Here is a 15,764-nt window from a genome sequence, read left to right as displayed (position 1 = left end):
CGCCGGTCAGGCGGCTTCGTCGGTGGGGGACAGCAGGTCGCCCCGGTAGGCGGCGGCCTGGAGCTCGAACAGCTCGTGGTAGTGGCCGCGCAGGGCCATCAGTTCCTCGTGGGTGCCCTGCTCGACGATCTTGCCCTTGTCCAGGAGCACGATCCGGTCGGCGTTGCGGATGTTGGCCAGGCGGTGGGTGACCAGGATCGTCGTGCGTCTCGCCGCCGCTTCGCGCAAGCCCTCGAACACCCGGGCCTCGGCCTTGGCGTCCAGGGCGGCGGTGGGTTCGTCGGCCACCAGGACCGACGCGTCGCGGTACATGCCGCGGGCGATGCCCATGCGTTGCCACTGGCCGCCGGACAGGTCCTGGCCGTCGTTGAACTGGCGGGACAGCACGGTGTCCGCGCCGGAGGGCAGGGTGGCCAGGACCTCGTCCGCGCCCGAGCGCTCCACCGCGTCCTGCCAGGCCTGGTCGTCGTCGCGGTCCAGGCGGCCGACGGTCACGTTGCGGCGGGCGGTCATCGGCCACTGCGCCGGGTCCTGCGCGATGACCGCGATGGACGAGTGGACCGACGTCTTGTCGGCCTCGGCCAGGTCCACGCCGTCCCACCGGACCGTGCCCCCGTCCACCGGGTACAGGCCGGTCAGCACCTTGCCGAGGGTGGTCTTGCCGGAGCCGTTCTCGCCCACCAGGGCGACGACCTCGCCGCGGCGGACGGTGAGGCTCACGTCGTCCAGCGCGGGGGTGTCCTTGCCGGGGTAGCGGAAGGTGACGTGGTCGAGGGTGATCAGCTCCGGGTCCGGCGGGGCCTTCGTCGGCGACGAGCCCTGCGCCCGCTCCGCGCCCTCGACGAGCAGCTTGCGGTAGAAGTCGATGTAGAAGGAGTCCTCGTAGATCGCGTTCACCGCGCGGGTCGTGGTGGACAGCGACGAGAAGCCGGTCCGCATCGCCAGCAGCGCCGTGCCGGCGAGCGCCAGTTCCATGCCGCCCGAGTAGAGCAGGACGCCGAGCACCGCGTACGCGAACCCGGTGCCGAGACCGGCCAGCGCCCGGCCGGTGAGGCGGACCAGGTTCGTCTTGTGCGCCATGCGGATCTCGTCGCCCATCAGGGAGTCCGCGATGCGCCGGTGCTCGGCGAGGAGGCGCTCCTGGAGGGTGAGGGCGTGCCGTTCGAGGGCGAAGTCCCGGTCGGTGGCGACCTCCTCGACCACGCCCTTGCGGATGTTGCGGGTGACGGAGTCCAGGAAGTGCTCGTACCGCAGCTTCGACACCCGCGCCGAGGCCCACGCGTTCGCCAGGGCGGCCAGGAGCAGGGCGGGGGCCAGCCACGGGTGCAGCAGGCCGACGGTGACGATCGCGGCGATCATCGTGATGCACGACGACACCAGGTCGGCCAGGTAGCGCAGGCTGCTCTCCAGGCCGCGCACCCCGTGCCGACCGCCCTGGCGGGCCAGTTCGCGGAAGTCGGCGTCCTCGAACGCCAGCAGCTCGGCCCGCACCAGCACGGCCGTGACCTCGTCGTTCGCCGCCCGCGACACCCTGGGCCGCAGCGAGCTCTCCACGGCCGCGACGGCGGTGTCCAGCAGGGCGCGCGCGGCGTAGGAACCCACCACGACGGCCAGCGCCGGCAACGACTCGGCGACCCGCTGCGGGGTGGGCCCGTCCCGCAGGAGCGCGGCGAACACGTCCGCCGTGGCCAGCAGCCCGAACGCGGTCACGCACCCGCTGACCACGTGCACGACCCCGGCGGCGACGGTCAGGCCGGGTGAGGTCCGCCAGGCCAGCCGGAGGACCACCCCGATCGCCTCGGGCAGGCTGCGCAACGCCTTGCCGAGGCTGACCGTCGCGGCCTTGCGCCCCACCTTGGCCCACTTGGGCGTGGAGATGTTCTCCACCCCGATCAGCACGGAGGTCATGCTGTCCAGGTAACGCCTGTGTGCGGTCCGATGCCACCGGTTTCGCTCAAAGCCGCAGGTAGCGCTGCTGCGAGCGGGAAAGTGTCGTACCCGGGCGGTAGCCTGGTCGGTTGCCGTTCAAATGCCCGCAAAATTGCGGCGGAATGTTTTCCGCGAATTGCGCCGATGGGTGGATGTGGTGTCGCGAGTGGTGTGATTACCGTTGTCGCATGGGGGACCTGGGTGAAGTCAAGAACGAGATCTCGGGGATCGTCAACGGACCGGTGGCCCAGTTCGGGCAGGTGGGCGACGATGTCACGATCAACCTGGAGGCCCCGTCGCCGAACCGCGAAAAGGTCTTCGAGGCTTACCTGAAAGACCGGGAGGCGGTAGCCCGCAAGCGGCGGAACGGTGTCGTCGCCCGTTCTGTCGGTATTCCGCTGGTGTTGCTGGTGTTGCTGGTCGTGCTGACCGCCGAGGTTGTCCACCCATTCGTTGTGATCTTCTCCGCGTTGTGCGCGCTCTCCCTCGTCAAGGCGCTCTGGGCGTACGGAAGGCGCTGATGCGTGCCGGGGCCGGACCGGGCCGCCGAGAAACGGCTCGTCACGAGCGGTCCTCGTGGGCCAGCAGCCAGCGCTTGACGTCCACGCCCCAGCGGAAGTTGCCGATCGCGCCGCCGGTCCGGACCACGCGGTGGCACGGGACGAACAGGGTTGCCGCGTTGCGGGCGCACGCCGACGCCGCCGCGCGGACGGCAGAGGGGCGGCCCGTCAGCAGGGCGTAGTCGGCGTAGCTCACGGGCTTGCCCGCCGGCACCGTGCGCAGGGCCGCCCACGCCTGTTCGCGGAACTCGCCGGACCGCTGCCGCACCGGGATGTCGTCGATCGCCGCCAGGTCGCCGCCGTGGTAGTCGCGCACGGCCCGGGTCACGTCGCCGAGGTCGCGGCGGGCGGTGACGGTCGTGGGGCGCAGGGTCGGGGAGACCTGGGGGAGCAGGTCGTCCAGGGAGTCGGTCCACCCGCTGGCCAGCACCGCGCCGTCCCCCGCCACCACGGCGGTGAACGGGCCGATCGGGGTGTCCACAGTGGACGAGAAAGCGGTGGTCACGCGGTCCTCCTGAGGTGCATCTCGGCGTAGGACCGCCAGGGTCGCCACGCCGTGTTGTCCGTGGTCAAAGGGATGTCGGGCGCGCCGAGCACGCGCATCACGACGTACCGGGCGATCTCGGGACCCACGCCCGGGAACGCGGCCAGCTCGGCTTCCAGTTCGTCGGCGTCGCGGCCGACGTCCACCACCAGCGCGCCGGACGCCAACGCCGCCGCGACGGGCGAGTCGACGTCGGCGGGCGCCGGGTACAGGTGGGTCACCGGCCCGTCCGGGATGTCCAGCGGCTCGCCGGGGGACACGTGCCCCAGCGCCCGCAGCAGGGTCTCGGCCCCGTCCACGCTGCCCGGCAGCCGCACCCCGGGGTGGGCCGTCACCAGGGGGCGCAGCACCGGGTCCCCGCCGAGGAACTCGTCCACCGCCTGCGGGTCGGCGTCCAGGTCGAGCAGGCGGCGCACGCGCGACACCGCGCTGCCCAGGTCGCGCAGGTCGGCCAGCCGCAGCGAGCACGACACGTACCCGTCGGCGGGCTCCAGCAGCACCGTCGCCTGCCCGTGCGGCAGCCGCAGCGACCGCGCGTACGAGGTGTCCGTGACGTGCTCCACGCCCGGGATCGCCGACGCGCGGAACTGCGCCAACAGCCCCGCCGCGTCGAACGGCGGCCGGTAGGGCAGGCGCAGCGTGATCCGCCCCGCCGTGCCGACGACCTTGCGCTTGGACCGCATCTCCGACGGCGTCGCCGCGAACACGGCCCGGATGGTGTCGTTGAACTGCCGCACGCTCGCGAACCCGGCCGCGAACGCGATGTCGGTGAACGACAGGTCCGTCGTCTCGATCAGCAGCCGCGCCGAGTGCGCCCGGTGCGCCCGCGCCAGCGCCAGCGGACCGGCCCCCAGTTCGGCGGTCAGCACGCGGGTCAGGTGGCGCTCCGAGTACCCCAGCCGCGCGGCCAGGCCCGGCACGCCGTCCCGCTCGACGACCCCGTCCGCGATCAGCCGCATGGCCCGAGCGGCGAGGTCGGCCCGCAGGTTCCACTCCGGGGACCCCGGGACGGCGTCCGGCAGGCACCGCCGGCACGCCCGGTAGCCGGCCGACTGCGCGGCGGCGGCGGTCGGGTAGAACTCGGCGTTGCGCTGCTTGGGCGTGACCGCCGGGCACGACGGGCGGCAGTAGATCCGGGTGGTGCGGACCGCCAGGATGAAGCACCCGTCGAACCGGGCGTCACGGGCGGCGACCGCCCGGTAGGCACGTTCGGCGTCGACCAACATGACCGCCACTGTGCCACCGCCGGCACCAGGGGTCTCGCGGGAATCGGACACGGCGTCCCACCGCGTAGACTCACCCCCCGTGAGTTTGACCCTCGGTATCGTCGGCCTGCCCAACGTCGGCAAGTCCACCCTGTTCAACGCCCTCACGCGCAACGACGTGCTCGCGGCGAACTACCCGTTCGCGACCATCGAGCCCAACGTCGGCGTGGTGCCGTTGCCGGACGCCCGCCTCGGCAAGCTGGCGGAGATCTTCGGCTCGGAGCGCGAGGTGCCCGCCGTGGTGTCGTTCGTCGACATCGCGGGCATCGTCAAGGGCGCGTCCGAAGGCGCCGGCCTGGGCAACAAGTTCCTCGCCAACATCCGCGAGGCCAACGCGATCTGCCAGGTCATCCGCGTGTTCGCCGACGACGACGTGGTGCACGTCGACGGTCGCGTGGACCCGGCGGCCGACATCGAGACGATCAACACCGAGCTGATCCTCGCGGACCTCCAGACCCTGGAGAAGGCCGTGCCGAGGCTGGAGAAGGAGGCCCGGACCGTCAAGGACCGCCGCCCGGCCCTGGACGCGGCCCTGAAGGCCCGCGCGATCCTCGACTCCGGCCGGACGCTGTTCTCCGCGCAGGGCGAGGTGGACGGCGACCTGCTGCGCGAGCTGAGCCTGCTGACCACCAAGCCGTTCCTCTACGTGTTCAACGCCGACGAGGGCGTGCTGACGGACGAGGCCCGGCTGAAGGAGCTGCGCGAGCTGGTCGCCCCGGCGGACGCGGTGTTCCTGGACGCCAAGGTCGAGGCGGAGCTGCTGGAACTGGACGAGGAGTCCGCGCGCGAGCTGCTGGAGTCCATCGGCCAGCACGAACCGGGCCTGCACGCCCTGGCCCGCGCCGGCTTCCACACCCTGGGCCTGCAGACCTACCTGACGGCCGGCCCGAAGGAGTCCCGGGCGTGGACCATCCCCCAGGGCGCGACCGCGCCCCAGGCGGCGGGCGTCATCCACACGGACTTCGAGCGCGGCTTCATCAAGGCCGAGGTGGTCTCCTTCGACGACCTGGTCGCGGCCGGCTCGATGGCGGCGGCGAAGGCGGCGGGCAAGGTCCGCATGGAGGGCAAGGACTACGTGATGGCCGACGGCGACGTCGTGGAGTTCCGCTTCAACGTGTAGTGCGGAGCAGGCTGTCGAGGTCGATCGTGATCGGGAACGGCACCCTCAGTGCGAGCGTGCCGCGGAAGATGCCGGCCGGGACGTAGGTCCTGGTCGGCTCGTCCAGCTCGTAGACGTGGGCGACTGGTCGGTCGTCCTCTTCCTCGACCAGCCAGTAGTGCCGCACACCGGCCTCCGCGTACTTGCGCAGCTTGACGGTCCGGTCGCGGTGTTCGGACTCCGGTGAGGTCACCTCGACGGCGAGCAGCACGTCCTCGGGTGCGAACCAGGTGCGCTTGAAGTCCACCGGCGCTGTGTTGACGAGGATGTCGGGTTCCGGGCGGTTGCGGGCGTCCAGTCGGATGGTGACCTCGCGGTCCACCTCCACGCCCTCCGGAGCTTGGCCGGTGAGGGCCGTGGTGAGAGCCGTGACGACACGGGCGTGCCACACCCGCTGGGGCGACATCCTGAAAACGAGGGCTCCGTCGATCAGCTCGGTGTGGCGAGGCGCCTCGGGGAGGCGGTCCAAGTCCTCCGCGAACCAGCCTTCGGGGCGCGGCGGGCGCATCCACTCCGGCGGTGCGGTCATAGCACCAAGAGTAGTGACCAGCCGTCGGGCGAGCCACTGACCAGCGGGGCTCGACGTCCTCGGGCTCCTCAGCGAGCGGTTGCGGACCTACGAGATCAGGGCCCGCCCCCGGAGGGTGCGAGCCCTGAAGCCGCTGTCGGGTACTGTCCGAACCCGACTCCGGTCACCGCACTTGGTTGCGGCTGTGGCGGGCGAGTGCGAAAACGCCACCTGCCGTGGCCAGCATGCCCAGCGCGGCGACGGTGAACACGACGATGTCGGCGGTCATACGAATCCCCTTGCGTAGATCTCCCACTCGTCCAGACGTACGGGTACCCGGTTTCGTGGCCCGACAGTCGTGCAATTCACACGATCGTGGTGGAGGTGAGCGTGATCAGGCTCGAGGCGCGGGTGCTCAAGGTCGCGCCGTGGCTGCTGGGGCTGTCCCTGGCGGGCCACCTGGCGATGGTCGCGCTCCAGGCGAAGATGACCATGGTCGACCTGATGGTCTACCGCAACGCCTCGCCCGAGCTGTTCACCGGTCAGCTCTACCAGTGGCGGCTCAAGGAGTTCTCCGACCAGTTCGCGCTGCCGTTCACCTACCCGCCGTTCTCGGCGTTCGTGTTCGTGCCGCTGTCGTGGGTGTCGTGGGGCGTGGCCCGCTGGTTCTGGCAGCTGGTCAGCCTGGCGTGCCTGTACTTCCTGACCCGCAAGTCGCTGACCCTGATCGGCAGCCACGACCCGCGCCGGGCGATGCTGTGGACGGCGCTGTTCGTGTGGGTCGAACCCGTGCGCACTACCCTGAACTACGGGCAGATCAACCTGGTCCTGGCGGCGTTGCTGATCGGCACGCTGGTCAGCGCGCGGCCGTGGCTCGCCGGACTGGGCGTGGGTGTGGCGGCCGGCGTGAAGCTGACGCCGGCGATCTCCGGGGTCTACTTCCTGGTCACCCGCAAGTACAAGGCGGCCGTGTGGTCGTTCGTCGCGTTCCTCGGGACGGTCGCGCTGGGGTACGTGATCTCCGCCGGTCAGTCGCACCAGTTCTGGTTCCAGCTGCTCGGTGACGCCTCGCGGGTCGGGCCGGTCGGGTCGGCGATCAACCAGTCGCTGCGCGCGGCGCTGTCCCGGACCGTCGGCTACGACGTCGAGACCGGGCCGGTCTACCTGGTGGGCGTGGCGGTCGCGGTGGCGTTGGCCGCGTGGGCGCTGTGGTGGGCGGTGAAGGCGCAGGACACCCTGGCCATGATCGTCACCGTCCAGTTCCTGGGCCTGCTGGTGTCGCCGATCTCGTGGAGCCACCACTGGGTGTGGGCGGTGCCCGCGCTGATGTGGCTCATGTACGGCGTCAAGCACCGGCTCGCAGCCGTCACGGCGTGGGCGTGGGTGCTCGCCATCGGCAGCTACCTGATCTCGTTCCTGCTCAACGCGCAGCCGTCGATCTGGATCATCCCGCGCCCCTGGTACCTGTCCCTGCTGGGCTGGGTCTACCCGGCGGTGGGCCTGCTCACCCTGGTCACGATCGCCGTGGTGCTGCGGGAGCGGTCACGCGAGCGCGTCGAGGACGCCGTCGATCTCCTCCGCCAGTGACACGTCCAGCGCGGTGATCCCGCCGCTCGAGTGCGTGCTGCACCGGAAGGTCAGCGTGCGCCAGCGGATGTCGACGTCCGGGTGGTGGTTGTCGTTCTCGGCGATCTCCGCGACCCGGTTCACCACCTGGATCGCCTGCGCGAAGCTCGGCAGCTCCACCGTGCGGACGAGCGCGCCGTCCTGGGCGCTCCAGTCGGGCAGCGTCGACAGCGCGGCGGTCACCTGGTCGTCGGTCAGCAGCTCGGCCATGCCCCCGATCGTCTCACCGCGTGGCGTAAACTGCCCGTTCGCCACGGGAGTCCGGTAACGCGCCGGGCTGAGAGGAGGGCTCGCAAGCCCTCGACCGTCCACCTGATCCGGGTCATGCCGGCGTAGGGAGAGAACACGATGTTTCGACGAGTGCTGACCGTCGCCGTCACGGCGGCGTCGCTGGCCGCGTGCTCGGCCACCACGAGCCAGGCGCCGCAGGGCGAGCGGGTCGTCACGCTGGTGACCCACGACTCGTTCGCCGTCACGCCCGAGGTGCTCGACGCCTTCAAGGCCGAGACCGGGATCACGGTCAAGACGCTGGCCAGCGGGGACGCCGGCGAGCTGACCAACAAGCTGGTGCTGTCCAAGGGCAACCCGATCGGGGACGTGGCCTTCGGCGTGGACTCCACGTTCGCCTCGCGCGCCCTGAAGGAGGGCGTGTTCGCCGAGTACGCCTCCGGCGAGGCCTCGAAGGGCGCGCAGCGCTACCAGCTCGACCCGCCCAACCGGCTGCACGCCGTGGACGTCGGCGACGTGTGCGTGAACATCGACGTGGCCGGGGTGGGCGCGGACGCGCCGAAGTCCTACGCCGACCTCGCGGACCCGAAGTTCAAGGACAAGCTGGTCGTGGAGGACCCGGCCACGTCCTCGCCGGGCCTGGCGTTCCTGCTCGGCACGATCGCCGAGTTCGGCGAGTCCGGCTGGCAGGACTACTGGTCGAAGCTCAAGGCCAACGGCGTGAAGGTCGTCTCCGGCTGGGAGGAGGCCTACACGCAGGACTTCTCCGGCTCCAGCGGCAAGGGCCCGCGCCCGATCGTGGTGTCCTACGCGTCGTCGCCGTCCGCGGAGATCGGCGACGACGGCAACCCGCGCACCAAGGCGCTGCTGGACACGTGCTACCGGCAGGTCGAGTACGCGGGCGTGCTGGAGGGCACGAAGCACCCCGAGGACGCGCGCAAGGTCGTGGACTTCCTGCTGGGCGCGAAGTTCCAGGCCGACGTGCCGGGCCAGATGTACGTGTACCCGTCCCGCGAGGGCGTGGCGCTGCCCGAGGCGTGGACCAAGGCCGCCCCGCTGCCGGAGAAGGCGCGCACCCTGCCCGCGAGCCAGGTCGACGCCAACCGCGAGCGGTGGGTGCAGCAGTGGCGCGCACTCGTGCAGGGCTGAGCCGACCTCCCACGAGCTTCCGCTCCGCGGCGCGCACTCGCGCGCGGCTGACCTGGGGTTTCGCCGCACTGCTGCCCCTGGGGTTCCTGGGGGTGTTCTTCGCGTGGCCCGTGGCGGCGATCGTCGGTCTCGGGCTCGGTGAGGGCGGTGTGCTGCCGGTCCTGGGCTCCGGTGAGACCTGGGAGCTGGTCGGGTTCACGCTCGGCCAGGCCCTCGGCGCGACCGCGTTGGCGCTGGTCACCGGGCTGCCGGTGGCGTTCCTGCTGGCGCGCTGCCGGGTGTGGGGGACCGGGGTGGTGCGGGCGGCGGTGATGGTGCCGTTCGTGCTGCCGACCGTCGTGGTGGGGCTGGCGTTCCGGGCGTTGTGGCCCGACGGCGGGGTGCTGCCGATCGTGCTGGCCAACGCGTTCTTCAACGTGGCCGTCGTGGCGCGGACGGTCGGCGGGGTGTGGGCGTCGCTGGACCGGCGTGCCGAGGACGCGGCGCGGTCGCTGGGTGCTTCGCGGCTGCGGGCGTTCACGTCGGTGGTGCTGCCCGCGTTGGCCCCGGCCCTGGGGTCGGCGGCGTCGGTGGTGTTCCTGTTCTGCGCCACCAGTTTCGGCGTGGTGCTGGTGCTCGGCGGTGCCCGGTACCGGACCGTGGAGACGGAGATCTACCTGCGGACGGTCGAGCTGTTCGACCTGTCCGGCGCGGCGGCGCTGTCGTTGGTGCAGTTCGTCGCGGTGGTCGCGGTGCTGGTGGTCGGCGGGGTGCTGCGGCGGCGTCGGGAGCGGGCGTTGTCGCTGCGGGTCGAGGCGGTGCGGCGGCCGGTCGGCGGCGAGTGGGGCGTGGTCGCCGCCGCGTGGGTCGTGGTCGGGCTGCTGCTGACGCCCGTGGTGGGACTGGTGCTGCGGTCGCTGTCCACTTCGGACGGTTGGAGCCTCGCCGGGTACCGGGCGCTGGCGGGCACCGGTGAGCGTGGCACGCTGGCCGTGACCGGGTTCGACGCGGCGCTGAACTCGGTGCGGGTGGCGACGGACGCCACCGTCGTGGCGCTGGTCGTGGGTGTCGTGTCGGCGGTGGTGCTGGTCGGGTCGCGGCGGCACGGGGCGTGGTTCGCCGAGACCCTGGACACCGCGCTGATGCTGCCGCTGGGCGTGTCGGCGGTGACCGTGGGGTTCGGCTACCTGGTCACGATGGACGCCCTGCCCGGCGACTTCCGCACGTCACCGCTGCTGGTGCCGCTGGCGCAGGCGCTGGTGGTGACACCGCTGGTGGTGCGGATCGTGCTGCCGGTGCTGCGGGCCGTGGACGAACGGCTGCGCCAGGCGGCGGCGACGCTGGGCGCGTCGCCGTGGCGGGTGTGGCGCGAGGTGGACCTGCCGCTCGCGTCCCGGTCGCTGTTGGCGGCGGCGGGGTTCGGATTCGTGGTCGCGCTGGGCGAGTTCGGGGCGACGAGTTTCCTGGCCCGGCCGGACGCGCCGACGCTGCCCGTGGTGATCGCCCGGCTGATGGCTCGGCCGGGGCAGCTGAACAGCCAGATGGCGTACGCGGCGTGCGCGCTGCTGATGGTGGTGACCGCGGCGGCCGTGCTGGTGATCGAGCGGCTGCGGGTGCCGGCGGGCGGGGAGTTCTGATGTCGTTGCGGCTGGACGGGATCACCGTGCGGTACGGGTCGCTGGCCGCGGTGTCCGATGTGGACCTCGCGGTGGGCGACGGCGAGGTGGTGGCGCTCCTCGGGCCGTCCGGCTGCGGGAAGTCGACCCTGCTGCGGACCGTGGCGGGCCTGGAGCCGCCCGCGTCCGGGCGCGTGACGTGGGACGGCGCGGACCTGGCGGGCGTGCCCGTGCACCGGCGCGGGTTCGGGCTGGTGTTCCAGGACGGGCAGCTGTTCCCGCACCGGGACGTGGCCGGGAACGTGGCCTTCGGGCTGCGGATGCACCGGGTGGACCGGGAGGCGCGGCGCAAGCGCGTGGACGAGCTGCTGGAACTGGTCGGCCTGGCCGGCTACCAGCGCCGCCGGGTGACCGAGCTGTCCGGCGGCGAGCAGCAACGGGTGGCCCTGGCCCGCGCCCTGGCCCCGCGACCGCGGCTGGTGCTGCTGGACGAGCCGCTGTCGGCGTTGGACCGCGCGCTGCGCGAGCAGCTGGCGGTGGACCTGGCGCGGCTGCTGCGGGAGGCCGGCGCGACCGCGCTGGTCGTCACCCACGACCACGACGAGGCCTTCACGCTGGCCGACCGGGTGGCCGTCATGCGGGCGGGCCGGATCGTGCAGGTGGGGGAGCCCGCGGCGGTGTGGCGGTCGCCCGCGGACGTCGAGACGGCCCGGTTCCTCGGGTGCGGCAAGGTGCTGGCGGCGGATCGAGCCTCCGAGCTGTTCGGGGTGGCGTCGAGGGTGGGCCTGCGCGCTTCCGCACTGCGCGTGGACCCGTCCGGCACCCTGGAGGCGACGGTCGTGGAACGCGTCCACCGCCGCGACCACGTGCGCCTGCTGGTGCTCGTGGAGGGGGACGAGTTCGAGGCGGTGGCCCCGGTCGCCGCGCCCCCCGAGCCGGGCGACCGGGTCCGGTTGACCACCGACCTCGACGGTGTCGCGATCATCGGCTAGTCGGCGGTCCAGTCCTCGCGATCCAGCGCGTACTCCACCTCGCCCTGCTCGGAGCCGGGGATGGGCTCGGGCCAGTCCTGGAAGAACGTGCGGACGAACCGCAGCCCCACGCGCTCCATGACCCGCCTTGAGCCGGTGTTGACCGCCATGGTCGTGGCGAACACCCGGCGCACCCCCAACTCCCGGAACCCCTTGCCGATCAAGGCCCGGGACACCTCGGTCGCGTACCCCTTGCCCCACGCCGCCGGGTGCAGCCGGTAGCCCAGCTCCCGCACCCCGGGTTCGGTCTCGCGGAACGCGAACAAGCCCAGCAACCGCCCGGTGGCCTTCTCCTCGCCCGCCCACCAGCCGGGCTTGGCCCGCAGCCGGGGGAGGACGTCGCTGACCACGGTCCCACGGTCGAGCGGCTTGCCGCCTTCCAGGTAGCGCATGACGGCGGGCTCGGCGTGCAGCTCGACGAGGGCGTCCACATCGGACTCCCGGACTTCGCGCAACCGGACCCGTTCGGTCTCCAGGAACATGGGCGCGACAATGCCCGGTCGGCCGCTCACGGCCAACCGGTTTGTCGCGCCCCGGGTCCGGTCAGTTGTCCCTGGTCGCCAGGCGCATCGCGGCCAGCGACAGGCCGATCAGGATGTAGCAGCCGGCCAGGGCGGTGCTCCGCCACAGGGCCTCGGTGGGCAGCGGGTCGCGCATGACGTCGATCAGGTTGTTCCAGTACGTGGTGATCAGGTACGGGTGCAGCCAGTCCAGCGCCTCGAACAGCCCCAGCACGGCGAACACGATCACGCCCGCCATGGTCGCGGCCATCACGACCAGCGGGTGCTCGGTGCACGCCGAGATCGCCATCGCGATCGCCGCGACGCCCCAGACCTGCACGGTCACCAGCAGGATCGTCAGCGCGATGCGGCCCAGCGCCGCCCCGAACGGGAGGGTCGTGCCCGACAGGGTCAGCATCCCGCTGCCGCCGAACAGGACCGCCCCGGTGATCACGGCCACGAAGGCCATCAGGGTGATCGCGAACAACGTCATCGTGGCCACGCCGAACGACTTCACGGCGAGCAGGCGCATCCGGCCGACCGGCGCGATCAGCAGCCCGCGCAGGGTGCCGTGCTGCGCCTCGCCCGCCAGGCCGTCGGCGGCCCAGATCGCGCCCACCAGCGGCAGGAGCAGTGGCAGCGCCAGGAACAGCGTGAAGACCGGCAGGACCAGGCCGTTGCCGCCGATGATCGCGGCGAGGCCGGGGCCGCCGGAGGCGTCGCCGTCGTCCACCGCGAACCACAGGCCGATGCCGGCCAGGACCGGCACCAGGCACAGGCCGAACAACCCGATCACCGTGCGCGGTCGGCGGATGATCCAGCGCAGCTCCGAGCGCAGCTGACGGGCCAGCGGGGCCCTGACGGGCTCCAGCGTGGTCACCGACAGTGATGTGGCGGTCATCGGGCCCCCTCCTCGATGGTGTCGACCGCGGACAGGCCCTCGTCGGACTCCTGGGCCTCGGTGAGCCGGGCGAACAGCTCCTCCAGGCCGGTGCGCTGGAGACGGGCCTCCCAGACCGGGATGCCGGCCGTGACCAGCGCCTCGATCACCGCGGGCGGTGTGGTGCCGATCAGCTCGACCCGCACGCCCTCCATCGTGGGCCGCGCCGAGATGCGGGCGTCCCGCAGCACGTTGAGCGCCTGGTTGAACTCCGGCGTGACGATCACCAGCGCGCTGTTCTCCGCCTGCAGCAGGTCGCGGAGCTCACCCTGGGCGACGGCGGTGCCCCGGTGCAGGACGGCGACGTGCGTGCAGGTGGCCTCGATCTCGCTGAGCAGGTGGGACGACACCACGACGGTCGTCCCGACGTGGTGCAGTTCGGCGATGACGTTGCGCACCTCGCGCGTGCCCGCCGGGTCCAGGCCGTTGGTCGGCTCGTCGAGCACGATCATCCGGCGCTCCACCAGCAGCGCCGCCGCCAGCCCGAGCCGCTGTTTCATGCCCAGCGAGTACCCCCGGTACCGGCGGTGCGCGGCGGCGGCCAGCCCGACCCGTTCCAGCGCGTCCTCCACGGCCTGCTTGATGGAGCCGGTGGCGAGCAGCGGCTCGAAGGCCGCCGCCCGCCGCAGGTTCTCCCGCCCCGACAGGAACGGGTGGAACCCGGGACCCTCGACCAGCGCACCCACGTGCGGCAACGCCGCCGCCGCCCCGTCGGGCAACGCCTTCCCCAGCAGCTCGACCTCCCCCTCGGTCGGCCGCACGAGCCCGAGCAGCATCCGGATCGTGGTGGTCTTGCCCGACCCGTTCGGGCCGAGCATCCCCAGCACCGCCCCCTCCGGCACGTCGAGGTCCACCCGGTCCACCGCGACGGTCTGCCCGTACACCTTGCGCAGTCCCCGCAACCGGGCGGCGAGGACCGGGGTGGAACCGGCCTGCGCCGACTCCACCCGTGCGCTGGTCGAGGTGCTCACTTCACCTGGCCGATCGCCTCGACCAGCACCTGCTCCGGCACGGCACCCGCGGCCACGCGGCCGTCGTCGGCGAGCAGCAGGCCACCGACCCGGGTGGTGATCAGCGTGCCCGACCCCCACGGGCCGCTGACCTGCTTGCCGAGCTGCTTGAGCAGGCCCTGGACGTCCACGTCCTGCCCCGGCCGGCCCTCGCGCTCCCACTCCCGGCCGCCGCCCTGCTGCTGCGCCAGCTCCTCCAGCGCGTTCGTCGGGACACGCGCGGTCAGCACCTGGTCCCAGCCCTCGCCCACGACCTGCGGGTCCGCCTCGGCGAACGCGCCCTGGGCGCGCGCCTTCTCGTCGTCGGTGGGCTCACGCAGCTCCGGCTGCTCCACCTTCGCACCCGGCGGCGGGGTGAAGGTGAACAGCGAAGCGTCCTGCGGCCCGACGTTGAGCTCGGAGAACCCGATCTGCACGGCCGGCGCGGCGGTGCCGTTGGTCAGCACCTCGAACCGCAGCGGGATGCGCAACTCCGAGTCGACGGCCACCCGCACCTCCCGCAGCACCGTCCGCTCGGTGGGCTTGGGTGTGAGCACCAGCTCGTAGGCGGGCCGGTCGGCGACCCGCGCCGTGCCGTCCACGCTCACGTCGCTGAACTCCTTGATCTTCGCCACGGCCTCCCGCGCCACCGCCACCGGGTCGGCCGGCACCTGCGGCGCGTTCGGGTCGAGCTGGAGCTTGGGCTCTTCGAGCTGCCCGTGCGCCAGCTTGGTGACCTTCTGGTCCGCGGAGTCCCACACCCAGCCGGTCTCACCATCGTCGACGAACGTCCGCTCGGCGTCCCGAGCCGGCAACTGCACCCGAACCCGCCCGGAGCCGTCCGTCCAGACCCGCAGCTTGGAGTCGCCGTCGGACAACTGCGGCAACCCGGTGATCCCGGGAATGCCCAGGTCGTTGCTCACCTCGACCGCACCACCGAACGCGGCGGGCTTGGCGGTCAACACCGACTCCACCAACGCCTCGGCCCCCACCTCGGGCAGCACCGGCGCCGGCCCCGCACCGGCGGGCATCGCGAGCACCCCCAACCCCGCGACCCCGGCGACCACGCCGACCGCCGCGGCGACCACGGTCACCCTTCTCCGGTTCATGATCCCCTCCTCCAGGGCGTCAGCCGACCGTGCGCCGACCGACACCACAGACCTTCCTCGGGCCGGGCTGAGATGGCGCTGAGAGCCGACACGAGCCTGAGAACCGGCTCAGGAACGCCCCAGGCCGGCCCGCTCCCGATTGTCCTCCTCACCGTGGCCACTGGCGATGCCGACTGTCCGAGGCGCCAACCCGCGCGGAGGCAGACAAAAGAGGCCAACACCCACTCGCGGGCTCTTCGCGCGCAGCGCGTGCTTTTCGGCGCGCGCAGCGCGGCTTTTGTGTGGTGGTCTCAACCACAGGTGGAGGGCCTCGGTTCCCCCGCCGTATGGCCTGCCCGAAGGGCTACCACATTTTGGGTCGGGTGCAGCCGAAAGTTTTTGCGAGGAACGAGCAAAAAGTTTTAGCGGCACCCGGCCCAAAATGTGGTTGGCTCCGCCAGGCCATACGGCGGGGGAACCGACGCCCTTCACCCCCCGCTGGCGGCCTGCCGCGCGGCGAGCGCCGCTTTTGATCTTGAGAGCGCGCCAGCGCGTCCCAGCGCGAAGCGCGTTCGGCTTGAGAGCGGAGCGTTCCGGTTCAAAGCTCTTAAAAGCGAAAAGCGCCTCGCCGGCGGGCAGGCCACCAAAGATGA

Annotated in this window: 15 protein-coding genes; 6 read left to right on the top strand and 9 right to left on the bottom strand. The window is 72.1% G+C overall.

Annotation, left to right across the window (positions count from 1 at the left end; all coding sequences use genetic code 11):
- Positions 1–6: 6 nt before the first annotated feature.
- Positions 7–1,908, bottom strand: a complete 1,902-nt coding sequence (locus DFJ66_RS19505; RefSeq protein ID WP_121223051.1) for an ABC transporter ATP-binding protein — start codon at positions 1,906–1,908, stop codon at positions 7–9.
- 209 nt (positions 1,909–2,117) lie between these two features.
- On the opposite strand from DFJ66_RS19505, the gene DFJ66_RS19500 reads away from it, so the two are divergent.
- Positions 2,118–2,450, top strand: a complete 333-nt coding sequence (locus DFJ66_RS19500) for a hypothetical protein (RefSeq protein ID WP_121223049.1) — start codon at positions 2,118–2,120, stop codon at positions 2,448–2,450.
- A 40-nt stretch (positions 2,451–2,490) separates the two neighbouring features.
- On the opposite strand, the gene DFJ66_RS19495 is transcribed toward DFJ66_RS19500, so the two are convergent.
- Both DFJ66_RS19495 and DFJ66_RS19490 read right to left on the bottom strand, forming a co-directional pair.
- A complete protein-coding gene (locus tag DFJ66_RS19495; RefSeq protein ID WP_121223047.1) occupies positions 2,491–2,994 on the bottom strand; it encodes a methylated-DNA--[protein]-cysteine S-methyltransferase in 504 nt (167 codons plus the stop codon).
- Positions 2,991–4,259, bottom strand: a complete 1,269-nt coding sequence (locus tag DFJ66_RS19490; protein ID WP_121231420.1) for a DNA-3-methyladenine glycosylase 2 family protein — start codon at positions 4,257–4,259, stop codon at positions 2,991–2,993. Before DFJ66_RS19490 ends, DFJ66_RS19495 begins: the two co-directional genes overlap by 4 nt.
- 79 nt (positions 4,260–4,338) lie before the next feature.
- On the opposite strand from DFJ66_RS19490, the gene ychF reads away from it, so the two are divergent.
- A complete protein-coding gene (ychF, locus tag DFJ66_RS19485) occupies positions 4,339–5,418 on the top strand; it encodes a redox-regulated ATPase YchF (protein WP_121223045.1) in 1,080 nt (359 codons plus the stop codon).
- Here ychF and DFJ66_RS19480 read toward each other — a convergent pair.
- Positions 5,408–5,986, bottom strand: a complete 579-nt coding sequence (locus DFJ66_RS19480) for a Uma2 family endonuclease (protein WP_121223042.1) — start codon at positions 5,984–5,986, stop codon at positions 5,408–5,410. The two genes, ychF and DFJ66_RS19480, sit on opposite strands and share 11 nt — an antisense overlap.
- 369 nt (positions 5,987–6,355) lie before the next feature.
- On the opposite strand from DFJ66_RS19480, the gene DFJ66_RS19475 reads away from it, so the two are divergent.
- The gene (locus DFJ66_RS19475; RefSeq protein ID WP_246029825.1) at positions 6,356–7,552 is read left to right on the top strand and encodes a mannosyltransferase; all 1,197 of its coding nucleotides are present in this window, start codon (positions 6,356–6,358) and stop codon (positions 7,550–7,552) included.
- Here DFJ66_RS19475 and DFJ66_RS19470 read toward each other — a convergent pair.
- Positions 7,508–7,801, bottom strand: a complete 294-nt coding sequence (locus DFJ66_RS19470; protein ID WP_121223040.1) for a 4a-hydroxytetrahydrobiopterin dehydratase — start codon at positions 7,799–7,801, stop codon at positions 7,508–7,510. The two genes, DFJ66_RS19475 and DFJ66_RS19470, sit on opposite strands and share 45 nt — an antisense overlap.
- Before the next feature lie 138 nt (positions 7,802–7,939).
- On the opposite strand from DFJ66_RS19470, the gene DFJ66_RS19465 reads away from it, so the two are divergent.
- The 3 genes from DFJ66_RS19465 to DFJ66_RS19455 are packed head-to-tail and all read left to right on the top strand — an operon-like array spanning position 7,940 to position 11,555.
- Positions 7,940–8,968, top strand: coding sequence for a thiamine ABC transporter substrate-binding protein (locus tag DFJ66_RS19465; RefSeq protein ID WP_121223039.1), 1,029 nt, complete (start codon positions 7,940–7,942; stop codon positions 8,966–8,968).
- The gene (locus DFJ66_RS19460; protein ID WP_397556369.1) at positions 8,944–10,584 is read left to right on the top strand and encodes an ABC transporter permease; all 1,641 of its coding nucleotides are present in this window, start codon (positions 8,944–8,946) and stop codon (positions 10,582–10,584) included. The genes DFJ66_RS19465 and DFJ66_RS19460 overlap by 25 nt, the downstream gene beginning before the upstream one ends.
- The gene (locus DFJ66_RS19455; RefSeq protein WP_121223037.1) at positions 10,584–11,555 is read left to right on the top strand and encodes an ABC transporter ATP-binding protein; all 972 of its coding nucleotides are present in this window, start codon (positions 10,584–10,586) and stop codon (positions 11,553–11,555) included. Before DFJ66_RS19460 ends, DFJ66_RS19455 begins: the two co-directional genes overlap by 1 nt.
- Here DFJ66_RS19455 and DFJ66_RS19450 read toward each other — a convergent pair.
- The 4 genes from DFJ66_RS19450 to DFJ66_RS19435 all read right to left on the bottom strand — a co-directional run bounded on the left by DFJ66_RS19450 (position 11,552) and on the right by DFJ66_RS19435 (position 15,132).
- Positions 11,552–12,076, bottom strand: coding sequence for a GNAT family N-acetyltransferase (locus DFJ66_RS19450; protein ID WP_121223035.1), 525 nt, complete (start codon positions 12,074–12,076; stop codon positions 11,552–11,554). The genes DFJ66_RS19455 and DFJ66_RS19450 overlap by 4 nt on opposite strands.
- A gap of 61 nt (positions 12,077–12,137) precedes the next feature.
- On the bottom strand, positions 12,138–12,995 hold the full coding sequence (locus DFJ66_RS19445; RefSeq protein ID WP_121223033.1) for an ABC transporter permease: 858 nt from the start codon (positions 12,993–12,995) through the stop codon (positions 12,138–12,140).
- Positions 12,992–14,005 (bottom strand): ABC transporter ATP-binding protein, encoded by a 1,014-nt coding sequence (locus DFJ66_RS19440; RefSeq protein ID WP_121223031.1) that lies wholly within the window; start codon positions 14,003–14,005, stop codon positions 12,992–12,994. The genes DFJ66_RS19445 and DFJ66_RS19440 overlap by 4 nt, the downstream gene beginning before the upstream one ends.
- Entirely contained in the window at positions 14,002–15,132 is a 1,131-nt protein-coding gene (locus DFJ66_RS19435; RefSeq protein WP_121231414.1) for a LolA family protein, read from the bottom strand. The genes DFJ66_RS19440 and DFJ66_RS19435 overlap by 4 nt, the downstream gene beginning before the upstream one ends.
- Positions 15,133–15,764: the final 632 nt, after the last annotated feature.

This window comes from Saccharothrix variisporea, assembly GCF_003634995.1.
In the GTDB taxonomy this organism is placed as follows: domain Bacteria; phylum Actinomycetota; class Actinomycetes; order Mycobacteriales; family Pseudonocardiaceae; genus Actinosynnema; species Actinosynnema variisporeum.
This window is presented reverse-complemented; position numbering and strand designations above follow the sequence as displayed.